At 64.4% G+C, this 18,059-nt stretch carries 19 protein-coding genes; 9 read left to right on the top strand and 10 right to left on the bottom strand.

Annotation, left to right across the window (positions count from 1 at the left end; genetic code table 11):
* Positions 1 to 3: 3 nt before the first annotated feature.
* Together lysC and asd are read right to left on the bottom strand one after the other, a co-directional pair.
* Positions 4 to 1,377, bottom strand: coding sequence for a lysine-sensitive aspartokinase 3 (gene lysC, locus VGQ94_03670; protein ID HEV2021606.1), 1,374 nt, complete (start codon positions 1,375 to 1,377; stop codon positions 4 to 6).
* Between the two features lie 156 nt (positions 1,378 to 1,533).
* Positions 1,534 to 2,589 (bottom strand): aspartate-semialdehyde dehydrogenase, encoded by a 1,056-nt coding sequence (gene asd, locus VGQ94_03665; GenBank protein HEV2021605.1) that lies wholly within the window; start codon positions 2,587 to 2,589, stop codon positions 1,534 to 1,536.
* Positions 2,590 to 2,722: 133 nt separating this feature from the next.
* Here asd and galT point away from each other — a divergent pair, with 133 nt between their 5' ends.
* Complete coding sequence (galT, locus tag VGQ94_03660; GenBank protein HEV2021604.1) at positions 2,723 to 3,721, top strand: galactose-1-phosphate uridylyltransferase; 999 nt, start codon at positions 2,723 to 2,725, stop codon at positions 3,719 to 3,721.
* A gap of 42 nt (positions 3,722 to 3,763) precedes the next feature.
* Here galT and VGQ94_03655 read toward each other — a convergent pair whose 3' ends face one another.
* From VGQ94_03655 to VGQ94_03635, 5 genes are all read right to left on the bottom strand, one after another.
* A complete protein-coding gene (locus VGQ94_03655; protein ID HEV2021603.1) occupies positions 3,764 to 4,507 on the bottom strand; it encodes a hypothetical protein in 744 nt (247 codons plus the stop codon).
* Positions 4,504 to 5,037 (bottom strand): shikimate kinase, encoded by a 534-nt coding sequence (locus tag VGQ94_03650; protein HEV2021602.1) that lies wholly within the window; start codon positions 5,035 to 5,037, stop codon positions 4,504 to 4,506. The genes VGQ94_03655 and VGQ94_03650 overlap by 4 nt, the downstream gene beginning before the upstream one ends.
* A gap of 61 nt (positions 5,038 to 5,098) precedes the next feature.
* Positions 5,099 to 5,962, bottom strand: coding sequence for a DUF4097 family beta strand repeat-containing protein (locus tag VGQ94_03645; protein ID HEV2021601.1), 864 nt, complete (start codon positions 5,960 to 5,962; stop codon positions 5,099 to 5,101).
* 43 nt (positions 5,963 to 6,005) lie between these two features.
* Positions 6,006 to 6,632, bottom strand: a complete 627-nt coding sequence (locus tag VGQ94_03640) for a hypothetical protein (protein HEV2021600.1) — start codon at positions 6,630 to 6,632, stop codon at positions 6,006 to 6,008.
* A gap of 37 nt (positions 6,633 to 6,669) precedes the next feature.
* A complete protein-coding gene (locus VGQ94_03635) occupies positions 6,670 to 7,275 on the bottom strand; it encodes an RNA polymerase sigma factor (GenBank protein HEV2021599.1) in 606 nt (201 codons plus the stop codon).
* Between the two features lie 239 nt (positions 7,276 to 7,514).
* Here VGQ94_03635 and VGQ94_03630 point away from each other — a divergent pair, with 239 nt between their 5' ends.
* Together VGQ94_03630 and VGQ94_03625 are read left to right on the top strand one after the other, a co-directional pair.
* Positions 7,515 to 8,543, top strand: coding sequence for a cation diffusion facilitator family transporter (locus VGQ94_03630; protein ID HEV2021598.1), 1,029 nt, complete (start codon positions 7,515 to 7,517; stop codon positions 8,541 to 8,543).
* 64 nt (positions 8,544 to 8,607) lie between these two features.
* Positions 8,608 to 9,228 (top strand): cation transporter, encoded by a 621-nt coding sequence (locus tag VGQ94_03625; protein ID HEV2021597.1) that lies wholly within the window; start codon positions 8,608 to 8,610, stop codon positions 9,226 to 9,228.
* Between the two features lie 22 nt (positions 9,229 to 9,250).
* Here VGQ94_03625 and VGQ94_03620 read toward each other — a convergent pair whose 3' ends face one another.
* Together VGQ94_03620 and VGQ94_03615 are read right to left on the bottom strand one after the other, a co-directional pair.
* Positions 9,251 to 10,549, bottom strand: a complete 1,299-nt coding sequence (locus tag VGQ94_03620) for an MFS transporter (protein ID HEV2021596.1) — start codon at positions 10,547 to 10,549, stop codon at positions 9,251 to 9,253.
* A 109-nt stretch (positions 10,550 to 10,658) separates the two neighbouring features.
* Positions 10,659 to 11,681: a ThiF family adenylyltransferase gene (locus tag VGQ94_03615; protein HEV2021595.1), complete on the bottom strand. Its 1,023-nt coding sequence runs from the start codon at positions 11,679 to 11,681 to the stop codon at positions 10,659 to 10,661.
* An 88-nt stretch (positions 11,682 to 11,769) separates the two neighbouring features.
* Between VGQ94_03615 and VGQ94_03610 the strand changes: the two genes are divergently transcribed.
* The 6 genes from VGQ94_03610 (at position 11,770) to VGQ94_03585 (ending at position 17,543) form a co-directional block, all read left to right on the top strand.
* Positions 11,770 to 12,450 (top strand): protein-L-isoaspartate(D-aspartate) O-methyltransferase, encoded by a 681-nt coding sequence (locus VGQ94_03610; protein ID HEV2021594.1) that lies wholly within the window; start codon positions 11,770 to 11,772, stop codon positions 12,448 to 12,450.
* A gap of 102 nt (positions 12,451 to 12,552) precedes the next feature.
* Positions 12,553 to 13,311 carry a BON domain-containing protein gene (locus VGQ94_03605; GenBank protein ID HEV2021593.1) on the top strand — a complete coding sequence of 253 codons (759 nt, stop codon included), beginning with the start codon at positions 12,553 to 12,555 and terminating at the stop codon, positions 13,309 to 13,311.
* 85 nt (positions 13,312 to 13,396) lie between these two features.
* Entirely contained in the window at positions 13,397 to 14,263 is an 867-nt protein-coding gene (locus tag VGQ94_03600) for a UbiA-like polyprenyltransferase (GenBank protein ID HEV2021592.1), read from the top strand.
* A gap of 200 nt (positions 14,264 to 14,463) precedes the next feature.
* Complete coding sequence (locus tag VGQ94_03595) at positions 14,464 to 14,667, top strand: cold-shock protein (protein ID HEV2021591.1); 204 nt, start codon at positions 14,464 to 14,466, stop codon at positions 14,665 to 14,667.
* Between the two features lie 147 nt (positions 14,668 to 14,814).
* On the top strand, positions 14,815 to 15,954 hold the full coding sequence (gene mqnE, locus VGQ94_03590) for an aminofutalosine synthase MqnE (GenBank protein HEV2021590.1): 1,140 nt from the start codon (positions 14,815 to 14,817) through the stop codon (positions 15,952 to 15,954).
* Positions 15,955 to 16,331: 377 nt separating this feature from the next.
* Positions 16,332 to 17,543, top strand: coding sequence for a N(4)-(beta-N-acetylglucosaminyl)-L-asparaginase (locus VGQ94_03585; protein ID HEV2021589.1), 1,212 nt, complete (start codon positions 16,332 to 16,334; stop codon positions 17,541 to 17,543).
* Between the two features lie 184 nt (positions 17,544 to 17,727).
* Here the strand turns inward: VGQ94_03585 and VGQ94_03580 are convergent, their stop codons facing one another.
* A complete protein-coding gene (locus VGQ94_03580) occupies positions 17,728 to 17,907 on the bottom strand; it encodes a CsbD family protein (protein ID HEV2021588.1) in 180 nt (59 codons plus the stop codon).
* Between the last annotated feature and the right edge of the window lie 152 nt (positions 17,908 to 18,059).

Genomic DNA, 18,059 nt, shown 5'->3' with positions numbered 1-18,059 from the left:
GCTCTATTCGAAAATCGCGGGATCCACATCGGCGAAGAACTTCTCATGCAGCCGCCGGACGGCGGCGGGCACGTCCTCTTCGTCGATGACGAAGCTGATGTTGATCTCCGAAGCGCCCTGGGAAATCATGCGCACGTTCACGTCGCCCAGCGCGCCGAAGACCCCGGCGGCGATGCCCGGTGTGTTGCGCAGGTTCTCGCCCACCAGGCAGACGATGGCCTTGCGCCCGGTGAACTTCACGTCCGCCAGCTTGCCCAAGTCGGCGGCGATGGCGGGGATGGCATGGTTCGAATCCACGGTCAGCGAGACGCTGACCTCCGAGGTCGAGACCATGTCCACCGGGCAGCGATGGCGGTCGAAGACCTCGAAGATCTGCCGCAGGAAGCCGTGGGCCATCAGCATGCGGGGCGCGGCCACGTCCACGATGGTGATGCGCGCTTTGGCGGCGATGGCCTTGAAGGTGTTGCGGCAGCTCGGCGCCTGCGCAGTGATGCGCGTGCCTTCGCTCTTCGGCTTGCGCGAGTTCAGCACCTGCACCGGGATGTTCTTCTGGATGGCGGGAAGCAGGCTGGCGGGATGCAGCACTTTGGCGCCGAAGTAGGCCAGCTCGGCGGCCTCGTCAAAACTCATCACCTTGATGCGCCGCGCTCCCGGGCAGAGTCGCGGGTCGGTGGTCATCATGCCGTCCACGTCCGTCCAGATCTCGATGCGCTCGGCGCCGAGGCCTGCGCCCACGATGGCAGCGGTGAAGTCGGAGCCGCCGCGGCCCAGCGTGGTGGGGATACCTTCGCGCGTGGCCGCGATGAATCCGCCCAGCACCGGCACGCGCCCGCGCTCGACCAGAGGCTTCACCTGATGCTGCAGGCGGTCGTTGATCTCGTCAAAGAGCGGTGTGGCGCGGGCGTGGGTGGCGTCGGTGACGATACAATCGCGCGCGTCCACCAGGCTGGCCTCCAGCCCGCGCAGGGAAAAGACAGCACTCACGATCTTGCTGGAAAGAAGTTCGCCGAAAGAAAGGACGTTGTCGCTGATGCGCGGGGTCAACTCGCCGACAGCGGCGATGCCGCGCAGCAATTCTTCCAGCGAGTCGAAGTCGGATTCCAGCTCTGCGTGGAACTGGGTGAAAAGCCCGGTGCCCAGCAGCTCACCGGCGACGTTGTAATGGCGCTCCCGCAGGCAGCGGGCGAGCTGGAGTGCGCTCTCGCGGTCGCCGCGCCCGGCGGCCTCGCCCATCTCCTGCAACTGGTCGGTCACTTTGGCGAGAGCGCTGACCACCACCACGGGGTGCTCCGCCACGCGGCCCTTGACGATGGCAGTGGCGCGCTCGATGGCGGCGGCGTCCTCCACCGAAGTGCCGCCGAACTTCATCACGATCATGGAGACACCGTCCAGGCCGAAAGCAGAATGCCTCCACGATAGAGCAACTGGGATCCTTCGCTCCGCTCAGGATTTCGCCCGGGGGCTCCCGCTGCGCTCACGCCCGCGAAGCGGCTCAACTTCATCACGATCATCGCCGCACCACGCTTCGGAGGTTCAACCCAGATATCCCTGCGCTTTCAGGAGTTCAGCATTGAGCAGGGCCGCGCCCGCGGCTCCGCGGATGGTGTTGTGGGAGAGCACGGTGAACTTCCAGTCCAGCAGATTGCAGGGCCGCAAGCGGCCCAGGGTCGCCGACATGCCCGCGCCCCGCTCCACGTCCAGCCGCGGCTGCGGCCGGTCGGGCGCCGGGTCGTAAAAAAGCGGAGATTCGGGGGCGCTGGGCAGGCGCAGCTCCTGCGGCAGCCCGCGGAAGCCCTGCCACGCCGAGATGATCTCCTCCGCCGTGGCCGGCTTCTTGAGCTTCACCGAGACCGATTCCGTGTGCCCGTCCTCCACCGCCACGCGGTTGCACTGCGCGCTGATCACGAACTCCGCCGGCTCGATGCTCGAGTCGCCCACCCGGCCCAGCATCTTGCGCGTCTCCGATTCCATCTTCTCTTCTTCGCGCGCGATGTAGGGAATCACGTTGCCCAGGATGTCCAGCGACGCCACGCCCGGGTATCCCGCGCCGCTCACCGCCTGCATGGTGACCACGAAGACCTGTTCCACTCCAAAGCGCTGGTGGAGTGGCGCCAGCGCCAGCGTGAGCCCCATGGCCGAGCAGTTGGAATTGGTCACCAGAAACCCGCCGGACTTCTTGCGCCAGGACTGGCATTCGAGCACGCGTAGGTGGTCGGGATTGACCTCGGGGATCACCAGCGGCACGTCAGGCTGCATGCGGAAGGCGCTGGAGTTGGAGATGAGGGCGTGTCCGGCAGCCGCAAAGTGCGGCTCCAACTTCTGCGCCACCGCGGCGTCGAGAGCGGCAAAGACCACCTGGGGGGCGTTCTCCGGGTTCGGCTCCGAGACCTTCAGCGCCGCGACATGGACGGGGATGGGAGTCTTCAATCGCCAGCGCGTGGCTTCGGCGTAGGTCTGCCCCACGGAGCGCTCCGAGGCTCCCAGCCAGGCCACCTCGAACCAGGGATGGCGCTCCAGCAACTGCACCATGCGCTGGCCCACGGTGCCCGTGGCGCCCAGGATCCCGACCGGGATTTTCCCGTCATTCATCGCAATCCTCGGATTTTACACCACTGGTTTCGCGCGGACGGTGCGGCCCAGCCGTCTCTGGCTGGGAGTCTCCCGGCTGAATCTGGTATGCTCCCCGGATTCCAGCCAGGTCCAGAGAAGGGAAGGCGCGCCGATGCCGGAGCTACGCCAGAACCGCTTCACCAAGGAGTGGGTGATCGTCGCCACCGAGCGCGCCAAGCGCCCGGAGGAACTCAAGGTCAAGCGCGACGCCAAGCCATTGCCGACCTACGTCCCAACCTGCCCCTTCTGTCCAGGGAACGAAGCCCTGGCCCCGCCTGAGGTGTGGCGCATGCCCGCGAGCACGGAAGGAGACTGGCGGGTGCGGGTGCTTCCCAACAAGTTCGCCGCGCTCGCTCGCGAAGGGCAGCCCACGCGCAAGATCGTGCGCTCGCGGCGCACCATCAACGGCGTGGGCATCCACGACGTCATCGTGGAGACGCCGGACCACTCGCTGACCACCGCCCTGCTGAGCGATTCTCAGGTGGCGGACATCCTGCGCTCCTACAAGGCGCGCTTCGAGGCGGCCAGCGCCGACTCGCGCGTGGCTCACGTCATCATCTTCAAGAACCACGGAATCGCCGCCGGCACCAGCCTGGAGCATCCCCACTCCCAGATGATTGCCAGCCCGGTGATCTCTTCCCAGGTGCGCGGGCGGCTGACCGAAGCCCTGCGCCACTTCGACGAGTTCGGTGAGTGCATGTTCTGCGAGATCCTGCAGGAGGAGTTCGCCGATCCGGTGCGCATTGTTTTGGTCACAGAACATTTTGTGGCCCTGGAACCCTTTGCCTCGCCCACGCCCTTCTGTACCCACATCTTCCCGCGGCGGCACATGGCCAGCTTCGGAGCCATCAGCCAGCCGGAGATAGAGGGCCTGGCCCACGTGCTGCGCAGCGTCCTGGCCAAGCTCTACCACGGCCTCGACAATCCCGACTTCAACTACACCATCCGCACCGCGCCGCATGAGAGCGCCGGCGTCACCTACTACCACTGGTATCTGAGCATCATCCCGCGGCTCACGCGCGTGGCCGGCTTCGAGCTGGGCTCCGGCATGTTCATCAACACCATGCTCCCGGAAGTGGCGGCCGAGTTCCTGCGCAACGTGAAGGTGTAGGCCAGAGAAGAGGTCGCGGAAGGTCTTGGGCGGGGTCGGCGGTCAGTCCCGAACGACTTCGGTGTTATCGGCGGTGATCAGGATGCGGACCAGTTTGTGCTGGTCGTCCAGCCAGAGCGCCCAGTCCATGCCTTCGCTAGCCAGGTTGAAGCGGTTCAACTCGCGCTCCGCTCCGCCCACCTTCACTGTCTCTCGCCCGAGGTACTCCAAGGTGACGGTGATGAAGGTGCCCTGGCGCGGGACGATGGCTCCAAACGTCATTTTCGGGGGGCGGCAGGTGGTCTGCCCCAGACCCTGGCGGCACCCTGCTCCCAGATAGCGCCAGGTGAGCAATTCCCTGTGGGTGAAGAAATTGTCGTCCAGAATCGCGGTGGAACGGGGCGAGAAGAAAGGCACCTCCTGCGTCTTTTCCGCCGGATTCGGAGTGATGGACTCCATCAAGAACGTTTCCTTGGGCGCGACCGTGATCTCGCCCTTGCCCGGGCTCTGTTCCTTCCAGGAATAGCTCTGCAGGTCGCCGCTGGACGAGAGGCGCAGCTCTGACGTCTGGCTAGCTTTCTGGTTGCCGCCGTCCACGGTCAGCTCCGAACTGGCGACGCTCCCGTCCTCACGCTTCTCGACCTTGAATTTCTCCGTGGCCACGCGCTTGCCGTCCACGAAGACGCCGAAGGAACCGGAGTCCACGATCTCGCCGGCTTTCTCGGACTTGTCTTTCTTGCCCGCGTCCATGCTCGGCACCGCCAGCGCCAGCGCCGCCACCACCACTGCCACACGGAATCTCTTCACAATCTCTCCCGTTTCCCGGTTGTGCTTCCTTGAGTGAATCCCAGTTTTTCGACGATCTCCGCCGCCAGCTCCTTGGCGCTGCGGTCCGCCGCTTCCACCCGCATCCCCGCGGCCGCGTAGTGCGGACGCCGGGAGTCATACAGCCGCAGAAAACTTGCCTCGTCCTCTACCAGAGGCCGCTTCCCGCGTTCCCCGCGGCAGCGCTCCCACAGCGTTCCCGCGGGAACATCCAGAAACACCGTCTGCGCTCCCCGCAACAGCCTTCGGTTTTCTGCCTGCGCCGAAACCCCGCCGCCCAGCGCCACCACGGTTCCCGACGAGTCCTTGAGCTCGCCCAGCAATCGCTTCAATCCCGCCGTTTCGGCCTGGCGGAAGGCGGCTTCGCCCGACTCCCGAAACATCCGCGCGATGGAGCGGCCCGCGTGCGCTTCCACCCGGCGGTCGAGATCCACGAAACGCCAGCCCAGTCGCCGGGCCAGGGCGCGGCCGACGCGGCTCTTGCCCGCGCCCATGAAGCCCACGAGGAACACGGCTCGCGGTGATCCTTTTTGCTCCATGTGCGGGGAGCGGCCAGCGGCGACGCCCGTTCCGTTACTGCTTCTTGACGCGGATTTTACCACTGAAGGAACTGAGCTGGACGCTGGAGGAACCGGAGTGGGAAGTACCTGAGAAGGAACGTCCTTTGTGCGGGAGGAAGGAGGAGTGCTGTTTGCGCTGCAGGGGGAAATCATTGTCCGCCGAGCCCTCGACCGACTCCGCCATCATGTCCACAGAAGCGCCCTCGGGCAGCGCCACGTCGATGTCTCCCGAATGGCTGATGAGTGAGTACTCGCCGTTGGAACCGAACTCGCCCTGGTAGCGGATGTCGCCCTGGGTGGTGGTCACCTGCACCTTGGGGCCGGAAACGTTCTCCAACGACACGTCGCCGCTCAAGGAGCGGACCTCCAGGTGGGCGCTGGAGACGTTGCCCAGCGTGATGGTTCCGCTTACCGTGCGCACGTGCAGGTGCTGCCCGCCCGCGTCCACCTCGTGCACCTCCACGGGAGAGGAGTCCCCTTCCAGGATCACTTCGGAGCCGCGCAGGCCTTTCACCCGGATGGGGCCGGTGTTGGCGCGTACGGTGATCCCGACCTTGGCCGGGAGAAAGATCTCGTACTCCACCTTCTGTTCCTCCTCGGAGCCCGGCTGCAGGATGTGAGTGCGGATCTCAAAGCGGTTGCCTTTCTGCTCGGCGTCCACCTCGACCTTGTTGGAGTTGGCCTTGCTCTTGACCACGATCTTGTGGCCCTCGGCATAGCGGACGGTGACTGGGCCGATATCGTTGGTGAGGGAAACCGAGGCGCCGGGTGCGGCCAGGTACTGCAGCTCTTTGGTCTGCGCGCCCGCCAAGGTGAGTCCCGCCCATCCGGCGACTAGCAGCCAGGCCAGCTTCCTGTTTTGATTCTCGCGTCCCATGCTTCCTACCATCCCCTGTAAGGGTGTTGTTGCGTGGTACAGATTACTGCATCGACCTCGCCATTGCCATCTCGTACAAAGCGCTCTTCTGATCGTAAGCCTGGATCAAACGCTCACGCGCCAACTCGTTCCGCGGATCCTGCTCCACCGAGCGCTTGGCGTCGCGGATGGAGGCGTTCACCGCCTCCAGGTGCACCTTATAGCGCGCGGCGCCCTTGCTGGGTGCGCGCTCCTCGACGGCCGCCAGAAATTTCATATCGTCGTCATCCACCAGGGCTGCCGGCTTGACCACGGCCACCCCGGCCGGCGGAGTCGTAGGCTGACGCAGCGTGTTCATTCCGAAGGCCAGCAGCAGCAGCGCGGCCACGGCGCCCGCCCAGGCGGGAACCGCCCAGCGGTTCTGTCCCGCGCCCCACCAGAGGGCGCGGCGCGGCGCTGGCGCTTGTACGCGCACCAGGCCCTCGAGCTCCAGAGATGCTTCGATTCTCGACCACACCTGCGGGCCGGGCTCGTCAGAGGCCGCCAGCAGGTGCGCCTGCCCGGCGATCTCCTTCAGGTCAGCCACCAGCCCGGCGCAGGCGGCGCAGGACTTCAGGTGCCCGTCGGCCTCCGGTGCAGCTCCGCCATCGATGAAGTCGGGCAGCGCGTTTTGAAACTCCGTGCAGTTCATCTTAACTTCCTCTCTTCCACTTCTTCCCGCTCCGGCATCAGTGCCGCGGGGCCTTCTCAGCTCTATCCAGCCGCAGAATCTCGCGCAGCTTCAGCCGTGCCTTGTGCAGCTGCGACTTGCTGTTGCCGATCGAGCATCCCAGCATCTCCGCGATCTCGTTGTGCTCATACCCTTCCACGTCATGCAGCACGAAAATCGTGCGGTAGCCCGGCGACAGGCTGGCGATGGCCCGCTCCAAGTTCACCCGGTCGACCACCCCTTTCAGGGCCAGGTCCGCCGTCCCGAACTCTCGCTTTGGACCCTCGTCCGGTTCGGGGTCCAGCGTCTGCTCCAGGGAGACCTCGGACAGGCCCTTCTTGCGCAGGTGCATCAGCACTACGTTCACCGACAGCCGATGCAGCCAGGTGGAGAACGCCGATTCGCCGCGGAAGGTCGCCACCTTGCGGTAAAGCTGCAGGAAGGCTTCCTGTGTCAGATCTTCCGCTTCGGCTACGTTGCCTGTCATCCTCAGGCATAGTGAGTACACCCGCCGCTTATGCAGGTCGTACAACGCATCGAACGACCTTGCATCCCCTTTTTTGGCCCCGTCAATCGCCTCTGCTTCCGAAAGTCCGGAGACTGTTGTTTTCTTGGCTGGGGTCAAGTGGCCTTTTTAGGGCCGCATCTATCCAGATGCGGCTAAGTGGCTTTGTGTTGTATGGATAGGGGCCTGTGTATGGCAAGCCTGAGTGTAACCGAAACCTGGCGCGGTAGGAATTGCTGGCTGCTCCCGTCAAAGACCCCTAAAATGGCCTGGTTTCGGTGGCGAGTTTGCGGCTTGGATGGCTGAAGAGTGGCCCGCCGTCAATGAGCCCGCTTCCGATATTCAAATCTGGGGGGAGCATGAACCACAAACATGGCCACGATGCCAGTCATCGACACGAGGGTGGATCTCATGGCCATACACATGGGGTTGTTGACGCAACTATTGCGAGTTCGGAACGAGGGCTGTGGGCGATCAAATGGTCATTCGTAGCGCTGTTTATAACGGCTGTTCTCCAGGTCGTCGTCGTCTTCGTTTCGGGAAGCATTAGTCTGCTGGCCGATACCATCCACAATCTCGGTGATGCCGCTACTGCGATTCCGCTTGGAATAGCGTTCCTGTTTGCGAGGCTGAAGCCGACGAAGCGCTTCCCGTTCGGCTACGGCCGCGTTGAGGATCTGGCGGGCATGCTCGTGGTTCTCATCATCTTCGCCAGCGCGGTGGTTGCGGGATACGAGTCCATCCAGCGCCTGATTCATCCCCAGAAGGTGAGTCATCTTTGGGCGGTCGCCGTCGCCGCCGTCATCGGCTTCCTGGGCAATGAAGGGGTTGCGGTCTTTCGTATCAGAGTGGGAAAAGAGATTGGAAGTGCGGCCCTGATTGCGGACGGATACCACGCGCGCACCGATGGCTGGACAAGCCTCGCAGTTCTTTTCGGAGCAACCGGTGTGTGGCTCGGGTATCCAATCGCGGATCCCATTGTTGGAATGGGAATCACAATCGCCATTTTGTTCATCGTCTGGGACTCCCTAAAGGCCGTGCTTACGAGGGCCTTGGATGGCGTGGAGCCGGATGTGGTGGACCAAATACGACAGACCGCTCACGAAGTGCACGGAGTGGAGGATGTTACGGAAGTACGCGCGCGGTGGATCGGGCACCGGATGCACGCTGAAGTCAACATCGCCGTTGAGGGACAGCTTACAGTCGTACAGGCCCACTCCATTGCAAATGAGGTTCATCACCAACTGATGCACAACCTCCAGTTCCTTGAGCGAGCCGTGATCCATGTCGATCCAGTCGGCGAATCAGGCGAAATCCATCACGCACACGGCCATCAGAACGCGCACGCAGCCGACGGCCATCTTGATGGCGGTGGATTGACACCATAAGTGCCAACGGCAGGAGAGGACCATGCACCGGGCTCCTGCGCCGCGGGCCTGATATGCTCGTCCCATGGCCGACTTGGTGCTCGACCGTCAGGCGCTGGCCCAGCGCGGCAAGCGCCTGGAGTACTTCACCCTGGTATGGAACAGCCTGGAAGGGATCGTAGCCGTAATCGCCGGTGCCATGGCGGGGAGCATCTCCCTTGTCGGCTTTGGCTTCGACAGTTTCATCGAGGTGACCTCGGGTGGGGCGCTGCTGTGGCGCATGTCTGCCGAGGCCGACGAACGCCGCCGCGAGCGGATTGAAAAGGTAGCGCTCAAGATTGTCGGCGGATGTTTTCTCTTGCTGTCCGCGTATATGAGCTACGAAGGGGCCGCCGACCTGCTTCGGCGCCGAGCACCGGAACAAAGCCTTCTTGGAATTATCCTGGCGTGCGTTTCGTTGATTGTGATGCCCTTGCTCTCGCGCGCCAAGCGCAAGGTGGGCCGGGGGTTGCAAAGCGCAGCCATGCATGCCGACGCCCGCCAGACCGAGTTCTGCACCTATCTCTCCGCCATCCTGCTCGCGGGATTGCTTCTGAACGCCGCCTTCGGCCTTTGGTGGGCCGACCCGGTCGCCGCCCTGGTGATGGTCCCCATCATTGCCAAAGAGGGCATCGACGCGCTTCGCGGCGACGTGTGCTGCGACTAGCTTTGGTGTGCAGCGCGCCGCTTCAACTGCTCCCGGCGGTGATGGTCTCCAGCCCGTGCGCCCCCGGGCCGCTCTCGCTCTGGCGCAGCAGGAAGGCGAACGTCAATCCCACCAGGCCCAGAATGGAGAAGATCCACATGCCCAGCTGGTATCCCTCGGGATTCTGGGCGCTGGCGCCGGCGTGGTCATTGGCCCAACCGATGAGCAGATTGAAGCCCGCCAGCCCGATGTTCTGGATCATGGTCATCAGCCCGTAGGCTGTGCCCAGCTTGCTCTGTCCCACGATGTAAGCCACCGAGGGCCACATCACAGCCGGGATCAGCGAGAAGGCGATGCCCATCATGGCCATGGGAACATAGAGGGTGATGTGGGTATGACCCATCATCAGATAGACGGGGATCAGCAGCACCGAGCCAAACATCATCAACAGGGCGCGCTTGCCCACCTTGTCGGCCAGCAGCCCGAACGCCGGAGTGCCGAACATAGTGAAGGCGGTGAGGATGCTGATCAGGAATCCGCCCAACTCCCGGCTGGTGCCGTGCGCTTCCATGAAGAACTTCACCGCGAAGGTCTCGAAGGGGAAGATGCCGGAGTAGAACGTGATGCACAGGGCCACGATGTACCAGTAGGACTTGCCGAAGCGGAATAGGTCGGCGAACACCACCTTATCGGTCTCGCCCGCCTGTCCCAGCTCGAAGCGTTTCTCCGCGTAGATCTCAAGCAGCCAGTACACCACCGCCCCGACCACACACAGGGTGGCGAAGCCCACAGCGATCACCAGCGGAGTGCGCCAGCTTTGGTAGGCGCCCTTGGCCCAGGTGGGCGAGTTCTGCGCCAGCCAGGTGCCGGCGCGCGCGATCATCAGGTTGATGCCGAAGGCGAAGCTCAGTTCCTTGCCGCGGAACCATTTGGCGCAGGCCGTGGTCACGGCGACGATCAGCGATTCCGCCCCCAATCCGAACACCAGCCGGCCCGCCGCCATCATGGGCAGCGTTCCCGAGATGACGGTGATTCCCGCCCCCACCAGGCACAGCGTCCCGAAGATGAAGATGGACTTGCGCGTGCCGATGCGGTCCACGATCACCCCGCCGATCAGCACCATGAAGACGTTGGGGATGCTGTAGATGGCCTGTAGCAGGCCGATGTTGGCGTCGGAGAAGCCGAGCTGCGATTTGAGCACGTCCGCCAGCGGGCCGATGGCGTCGTAGACGTAGTAGTTGCCGAACATGGCCAGGCTGATGGCAACCAGCACTACCCAGCGCAAGCTGCGCGGCGGCGGCGGTTTCTGTCCTGTGACCACCTGCGAACCGGTCTCGCTCATAGGTCAGTCCTGTGATGCGGTGGTGCGACAAGACAACGCTTTTAGGCCCAAAGCGAGAGAAAAGATAGCAGAATCGCCGCCCGGATGGGCGGGAAATCCTCCGCCCGAGCTACGACCCGATGTAGCGGGCGTAGAAGCTGCGCGCCGCCGCCGGGTCGGTGGTGCCTTTGATGATGGCGCGGCCGTCGGGGAAGACGGTCATCTCGTAAGCCTCGTGCCAGAACTTGAGCACGAACTCATTGTGGCGAACCCGCCCGTGGGGTTCGAGGCGGCGGCTGGTCTCGGCGAAGTCCACGGGCCGCTGGCGCTCGTGGATCTGGACCGAATTGCGCCCGCAGAGCGTGATGTGCGGCCGTCCTTCGCCCGCCAGGTGAGGGAACTCGCGCGCGCCGCAGGTGCGGCAGTCGGGGCGCGGCTTCTCCGCCGAAACCTCCGAACGCGCGTTGTTCCACGCGTCCCAGGAAAGCAGCGTGCGGCGCAACTTGTCCTTTGCTCCCACCAGCAGCTTGAGCGCTTCCGTCGCCTGCACCGAGGCCACAGAGTGCGCGACGGAATTCAGGATGCCAGCCGTGTCGCAGGTCTCGACCGTACCGCGTGGCGGTTCGGGGAAGAGGCAGGTCAAACACGCCGTCTCGCTTGGCAGGATGTTCATGGTCACGCCGTAGCTGCCGACCGCCGCGCCGTAGATCCATGGGGTACCCGCCTTCACCGCGTAATCGTTGATGAGGTAGCGGGTCTCGAAGTTGTCGGTGCCGTCGAGGATGAGCTGGGCGCCGACCAGCAAATGGTCGATGTTGGCGGGAGTCAGGTCTGCGACCCCCGGCTCCACCACGATCTGAGAGTTAAAGGCGGCGATCTTCCGCGCGGCGGCAATGGCCTTGGGGAGCGATTCGGTGGCGTCGGCCTCGTCGAAGAGCGACTGCCGCTGCAGGTTGCTGGCTTCCACGTAGTCGCGGTCGAGGATGCGCAGCGTGCCCACGCCGGCGCGCGCCAAGAGCGCCGCCGCCGCCGAGCCGGTGGCGCCGCAGCCCACTACTACCACTCGCGCCGCCGCCAGCCGCCGCTGTCCCTCCGCTCCGATGCCCGCAAACAGCACCTGGCGCGAGTAGCGCTCCTCCCAGTTGGTCGGCATAGTGCTTCCTGCTCGTATTATAAGGATTGAGTCGAACTTATAAGGATTGAGTCGAACCGCCGCGGAGCCGCCGTTACCCGGCACTCTCATGGATTCAGGATCAGCACAGCAGATTTCCGATCCCTTCCACATCCAGCGCGTAGCCATGGTGGAGTTGCAACTGCGCGGCCGCGGCATCCGCGACCCGCGCGTGCTCGCCGCCATGGAGCGCGTCCCCCGGCACGAGTTCCTCGGGCCGGAGTCCCAAAGGGAAGCCTACGAGGACCGCCCTCTGCCCATCGGCCACGGCCAGACCGTCTCCCAGCCCTACATCGTGGCCGCCATGCTCGAGGCCCTCGAGATCCAGCCCTCCGACAGCGTGCTCGAGATCGGCACCGGTTCGGGATATCAGACCGCGCTCCTGGCGGAGCTGGCAGGGAAGGTCTATAGCATCGAGCGCCACGCGCCGCTTGCCGAGCGCGCCCGGGAAACACTCGCGCGCCTGGGATACACGGCCGTCAAGGTGGTGGTCGGCGACGGAACGGAAGGCTGGCCTGCCGCCGCTCCCTTCGACGTCATCCTGGTCTCCGCCGCGGCGCCCAAACTCCCGCCACCGCTGCTCGACCAACTGGCGGAGGGCGGCCGCATGATCGTCCCCGTGGGCTTCGCCCAGGGCCAGGAGCTGGAGCTGGTGCGCAAAGAGCAGGGCCAGCCCCTCATCACTCGCCTGGACGCCTGCCGCTTCGTGCCCCTCATCGGGCGAGAAGGCTTCCCCTCGGGCTGGGAATAGGCTACAACTCCGCGGCCGCTTCCCTCATCTAATTAACCAAACAGTTAAAATCTGCGGGAGGGAAGTATGGGAGCTAGGATTTTAAGGAACGTGCTTGTAATCATGACCTTAGCGGCATTGGCGCTGCCGGTTCTGGCTTATCCGGCCGACCGGGTGGCGGGCGGGCGCTACGACAAAGTGATCGCGGCAGAGGTCAACAAGAAACTTCAAGGCGACATCAAGCTGAATAACGTTCGCGCCACCGTCGAGGACGGCGCGGTCACCCTGACCGGCAGCGTCTCTCGCTACGCCGACAAGTCCAAGGCGGAGAAGAAGGCCGCCAGGGTCAAGAACGTGGCCGACGTTCGCAACCTGATCGCGGTGCGGACGGAGAACCTCTCGGACGCGGAGCTGGCGCAGCGCCTGGCGCGCAAACTGGCCTACGACCCCTCGGGTTACTCCGACCGCTATGGCACCGGCAACATGTTCAACCACTTGACCCTGACGGTGCGGGACGGTGTGGTGACCCTGGGCGGCCAGGTGCGCAACGAGAGTTCGCGCGACTACGCCGTGGCGGTCACGGAGAACGAAAAGGGAGTGCGCGGCATGGTGAACCAGATCCAACTCCTGCCCACCTCCATCTTTGACGACGACCTGCGCCTCAGCGCCGCTCGCGCCATCTATGGCGACTCGGTGCTGAGCCGCTACGCTAACGATCCCGGCGCGCCCATCCGCATCGTGGTCCAGAACGGTCACATCACCCTCTACGGAGTGGTGTCCAGCCCCATGGACAGCCAGGTGGCTGAGATTCGCGCGCGTGGGGTCTCCGGTGCCTTCAGCGTGGAGAACCGACTGGTGGTCGGCAAGGACATGGCCTACTGACGTAGCGCCGCCTCTCCGGCGGCTGTGGCGGGCGTGGGCACCTAGCCCACGCCCGCGGTCTATAGCCGGGCGCTACAATCCCTGCGTGGCCTTGCTGCGCAGCATCGGCGTCACCCTGGAAATGATCAAGTGGGAGCACTCGGTCTTCGCGCTCCCCTTCGCGCTTTTGGGCGCGATGCTGGCCGGCGGGGGATGGCCTCCCGGGCGCACCCTGGCGTGGATCATCGTGGCCATGGTGGCGGCGCGCTCCGCGGCCATGGCTTTCAACCGCCTGGCCGACGCCGCCTTCGACGCTGCCAACCCCCGCACCGCCTCCCGCGCCCTGCCGGCGGGCACGCTCTCCCGCGGATTCGTCGCTGGCTTCGTCGTCCTCGCCTGCGCGGTGCTGGTGCTGGCGGCCTCGCAACTCAACCGCCTGGCCCTGATGCTTTCGCCAGTGGCAGTCGCCGTGCTCCTGCTCTACTCCTACACCAAGCGCTTCACCCGCTGCTCGCACATGGCGCTGGGATTCGCCCTGGGCATGGCCCCGGCCGCCGCCTGGATCGCCGTGCGCGGCTCGCTCGACCCGCGCATCTTGCTGCTGACCGCCGCCGTCACCCTCTGGGTGGCCGGCTTCGACATCCTCTATGCTTGCCAGGACTACGACTTCGACCTGCGCGCCGGCCTCTACTCCATTCCCAAGGCCTTCGGCATCGCCCGCGCCCTCACCATCGCTCGCGCCCTGCACGTCCTCATGCTGGCGCTGCTGGGAGCAGTGGTTTTCGCCTTTGGCCTGGGCATCGTGGCCGCCGCCGGGGTCTTGGTCGTCGCTCTGCTCCTCACCTACGAGCACTCCCTGGTCGCGCCCAACGACCTCAGTCGCTTGAACGCCGCCTTTTTCACCATGAATGGGGTGATCTCGGTGGTCTTCCTGGCCTTCGTGGCCGGCGACCTGCTCCTGCGCCAGGGGTAGTGCCGCCGTCTCCATAAATACTTGACAAGAGTCCGCCGCCTCAGCCATAAATCAGCTTGAGTTTCGGCAAGTGAAGGACCGTTCTGATACCTGACGAAGGGTGTCCCCGAGGGCCGGCAGGCCTCCGGGGATTTTCGTTTTCGGGGGTTGGGACCGCTTTCCGGGACCCAGATCGCTTCCACAAGGAGCCGGCGCACCACATGAAGGAAAAAGGAACCGTGAAGTGGTTCAACGCTACAAAGGGTTACGGCTTCATCCAGCGGGAGTCGGGAGGGGACGTGTTTGTCCACTTCTCCGCCATCCAGGCCGATGGCTACCGCACGCTGAATGAAGGGGACGCGGTGGAATTCGAGGTCCAGCAGGGCCCCAAGGGCCTGCAGGCCGCGAACGTCACACGTCTGTAGCCTCCACGAAGAACTCGGGGGAAAGCCGGAGCGCGAGCTCCGGCTTTTCATTTGGCGGTGCTTTCGAACCTTTCACCGCGTTTAGAATCTAAGAACAGCCTCCGTGTGCTGACCGGGCCGCACCCTGCGGTATCATCGTTGCTGCGCATGTCCCACGCCTTCCAGACCCACGCCTTTCAGAGCGACGACCCACGCCTTAACCCCATCGCCGAAAAGGTGACGGCGGCACAGCGTCTCGACGCCGCCGACGCCCTCGCCCTCTTCCGCTCTCACGACGTCCTCGCCCTGGGCTGGCTGGCCAATCACGTGCGCGAACGGATGCACGGCAACGTGGCCTACTTCAACGTCAACCGCCACATCAATCCCACCAACGTGTGCGTGGCCGCCTGCCGCCTGTGCGCCTTCGGCCGCAAGAAGGACGCTCCCGGCGCCTACACCATGGCGCTCGAGGAAGCCTTTGAAACCGCCGCCACCGGCTACACGGAAGCCATCACGGAGTTCCACATCGTCGGCGGACTGCATCCCGACCTGCCCTTCCAGTACTTTCTCGACCTCATCTCCGGCCTCAAGCAGCGCTTCCCGCAGGTGCATCTGAAGGCCTTCACCATGGTGGAGGTGGCGTATCTGGCCCGGCGGGCCAAGCTCTCCATCCGCGAGACCCTGGAGCAAATGAAGGCGGCGGGGGTGGAATCGCTCCCCGGCGGCGGCGCGGAGATCTTCATCGAGCGCGTGCGCCGCGTCATCTGCGACCACAAGATCTCGGGCGACGAGTGGCTGGAGACGGCGCGCACCGCTCACCAGATCGGCCTGCGGTCGAACGCCACCATGCTCTACGGGCACGTGGAGAACGACGAAGACCGCGTGGACCATCTACTCAAGCTGCGCCAACTGCAGGACGAGACCTCTGGGTTCCAGACCTACATCCCGCTGGCCTTCCATCCCGAGCACACCGCGCTCAAGCACCTGTCCACCACCACGGGCATGGACGACGTGAAGAACATCGCCATCGGCCGCCTGGTGCTGGACAACTTCCCGCACGTGAAGTCCTACTGGCAGATGGTGACGCCCAAGATCGCGCAGATCACGCTGCGCTTCGGCGCCGACGACATCGACGGCACTGTCATCGAGGAGAAGATCTACCACGACGCCGGCGCCACCACGCCCCAGGGCCTGCGCCGCGACCAGCTCATCCGCCTGATCCGCGAAGCCGGCCGCGAGCCCATCGAGCGCGACACTCTCTACCGCCCCGTCACCCGCACCGAAACCACTTTCACCGTCGCCGTCTAGGATCTCGCTCCGCGCGCTCCGCTTGAACGCGCGCAACCCTCCAGAGAGCTGTCATCCTGAGCGAGGGAGGAATGCAAATGACGGCCGAGTCGAAGGACCCCTACCCCGTTCGTATCACGATGCGACTCTAGGACATTCTCACGATGCATCGCAGGCTTTGGGCTGCTCTCGTAGAAATGCCTTTGCAACTGCATTGGTTGTCCAACGCTTTAGGGGTCCTTCGACTCGCCGCTGCGCATGCGCTTGCGGCTCGCTCAGGATGACATTCGTTCTGGGAAGTAGCAGCGACGAGATGGCTACCAACAGCGGATTATTTTTCGAGAACGTTTCTAGAACAACTCAGCTATCCTTTGGTCTTCTCCCCAACGGAGGACCCCATGAAGCTCACCCGCAGAGACTTTGTCACCGCCGCCGGAGCCGTGACCTCGGCCTCATTGCTGGCCTCGCTCGATTCGCCGCTGGCGGCCGCCGAACAGCCGGCGCCGGCTTTTCCCGCGGCCAAGCGCGCGGTCATCATCTCCAAATACACCGGGGCGCAGTCCATGGACGGCGCGTACGAGCTGATGCGCCGCGGCGGCGACACCCTGGATGCCTGCCTCTTCATGTGCAAGGTGCAGGAGGACGATCCGCTGGACGACTCGGTCGGCCTGGGCGGGCTGCCCAACGAAGAGGGAGTGGTCGAGCTCGATGCCTGCTGCATGCACGGGCCCACGCGCCGCGCCGGCGCCGTGGCCGGTGTCCACGACATCAAGAACGTCGGCGCGCTGGCCAAGCGCGTCATGGAGCGCACCGACCACCTGATGCTGGTAGGCGAAGGCGCCACCCGCTTCGCGCTCGCCCAGGGCTTTCCCCGGGAGAACCTGCTCACCGAACGCTCGCGCAAGATCTGGCTGCTGTGGAAGGAGACCATGTCCAACCAGGACTCCTGGGGTCCGGGGCTCTCCGATCCCAACTGGAAGCCTCCGGTCGAGGTTCCGCCCCAAGCGCATCTGGAACAGCGCAAAAAGGAAGTAGAAGAGGTGGCCGCGCAACTGGGCATCGAACCCGCCTTCCGCCAGCAGGCGGTCGAGCGCGTGCTCTTTCCGCCGACGGGCACCATTCACGTCTCCGCGGTCAATGAGAAGGGAGAGATATCCGGCGCCACCAGCACCTGCGGCCTGGCGTGGAAGATTCCCGGGCGCGTGGGCGACTCCGCCATCATCGGCGCCGGCTGCTGGACCGATCAGGACGTAGGCTCGGCGGGCGCCACCGGCCGCGGCGAGGAGAACATCAAGATCTGCGGCGCGCACACCGTCGTCGAGAACATGCGCCGCGGCATGGAGCCGAAAGAGGCCGGCCTCGACGCCTTGAAGCGCATCGTGCGCAACTTCAACGGCGACATGACCCGGCTGCGCTTCGTGGACATGATCTTCTACATCCTGCGGCGCGACGGCGCCTACGCCGGCGTCTCCCTGTGGGGCCACAGCTCGAGCGGAAAGCCGCGCAACTTCGCCGTCCACGACGGGGAAAAGCGCACCGAGGATTGCGTCGCCCTTTTCCAGGGCAGTGCCCTCTCCTGGCCGCCGATTCCCACGCTGCCTAAGAGCTAGCGGGCACCCTGCGGCCGGCAACCGGCAGAAAGCCAATGCGAGTGTGGAAAGCCGTCCTCCTGAGTAGCGCGGCAGCGCGGCTCAGCAGCCGAGCGAAGCAAGCCCTGAGCGAAGTCGAAGGGGAGCCGGGGGCCCGTGCCGGGTCATAAGCGCAGGAACATGCTCCAGACCGAGCCCGCCTGATTTACATCCCGAGTACTTTTTTGACCTGCCCGACCTTTTTTTTAACTTTGCCGGCCTTGTGTTCAGCTTTGCCTTCAGCCTCCAAGTCAGGATTGTTCGTGACTTGGCCTACCTTCTTTTTGACTGCGCCTTTCACTTCATGAAAGGTGCCTTTGATCTCATCCTTCGTGCTCGAGTCCATTGTTTTTCTCCTTATCGTTATCCATTTTGAGCCTCTGAGGGGCTAACTCATTGGTTGGCGGCAACCTTTAGCAGAGCGCCTAACAAGCCGCCGCCGTTCGCCACTTGTTGGCCTGGTACCGGACCTGCGTTAACCCCAAGTCTTTTAGAAGT

It is taken from the genome of Terriglobales bacterium, assembly GCA_035937135.1.
Lineage (GTDB): Bacteria > Acidobacteriota > Terriglobia > Terriglobales > Acidobacteriaceae > DASYVL01.
The sequence above is the reverse complement of the archived record's forward strand: the minus strand, read 5'-3'. Positions and strand labels throughout refer to the sequence as shown.

Bases quoted from the DNA above. Each gene is read 5' to 3' on its own strand.
- lysC (HEV2021606.1), bottom strand. From the start codon at position 1,377: ATGATCGTGATGAAGTTCGGCGGCACTTCGGTGGAGGACGCCGCCGCC.
- asd (HEV2021605.1), bottom strand. From the start codon at position 2,589: ATGAATGACGGGAAAATCCCGGTCGGGATCCTGGGCGCCACGGGCACC.
- galT (HEV2021604.1), top strand. From the start codon at position 2,723: ATGCCGGAGCTACGCCAGAACCGCTTCACCAAGGAGTGGGTGATCGTC.
- VGQ94_03645 (HEV2021601.1), bottom strand. From the start codon at position 5,962: ATGGGACGCGAGAATCAAAACAGGAAGCTGGCCTGGCTGCTAGTCGCC.
- VGQ94_03640 (HEV2021600.1), bottom strand. From the start codon at position 6,632: ATGAACTGCACGGAGTTTCAAAACGCGCTGCCCGACTTCATCGATGGC.
- VGQ94_03630 (HEV2021598.1), top strand. From the start codon at position 7,515: ATGAACCACAAACATGGCCACGATGCCAGTCATCGACACGAGGGTGGA.
- VGQ94_03625 (HEV2021597.1), top strand. From the start codon at position 8,608: ATGGCCGACTTGGTGCTCGACCGTCAGGCGCTGGCCCAGCGCGGCAAG.
- VGQ94_03620 (HEV2021596.1), bottom strand. From the start codon at position 10,549: ATGAGCGAGACCGGTTCGCAGGTGGTCACAGGACAGAAACCGCCGCCG.
- VGQ94_03615 (HEV2021595.1), bottom strand. From the start codon at position 11,681: ATGCCGACCAACTGGGAGGAGCGCTACTCGCGCCAGGTGCTGTTTGCG.
- VGQ94_03610 (HEV2021594.1), top strand. From the start codon at position 11,770: ATGGATTCAGGATCAGCACAGCAGATTTCCGATCCCTTCCACATCCAG.
- VGQ94_03605 (HEV2021593.1), top strand. From the start codon at position 12,553: ATGACCTTAGCGGCATTGGCGCTGCCGGTTCTGGCTTATCCGGCCGAC.
- VGQ94_03595 (HEV2021591.1), top strand. From the start codon at position 14,464: ATGAAGGAAAAAGGAACCGTGAAGTGGTTCAACGCTACAAAGGGTTAC.
- mqnE (HEV2021590.1), top strand. From the start codon at position 14,815: ATGTCCCACGCCTTCCAGACCCACGCCTTTCAGAGCGACGACCCACGC.
- VGQ94_03585 (HEV2021589.1), top strand. From the start codon at position 16,332: ATGAAGCTCACCCGCAGAGACTTTGTCACCGCCGCCGGAGCCGTGACC.
- VGQ94_03580 (HEV2021588.1), bottom strand. From the start codon at position 17,907: ATGGACTCGAGCACGAAGGATGAGATCAAAGGCACCTTTCATGAAGTG.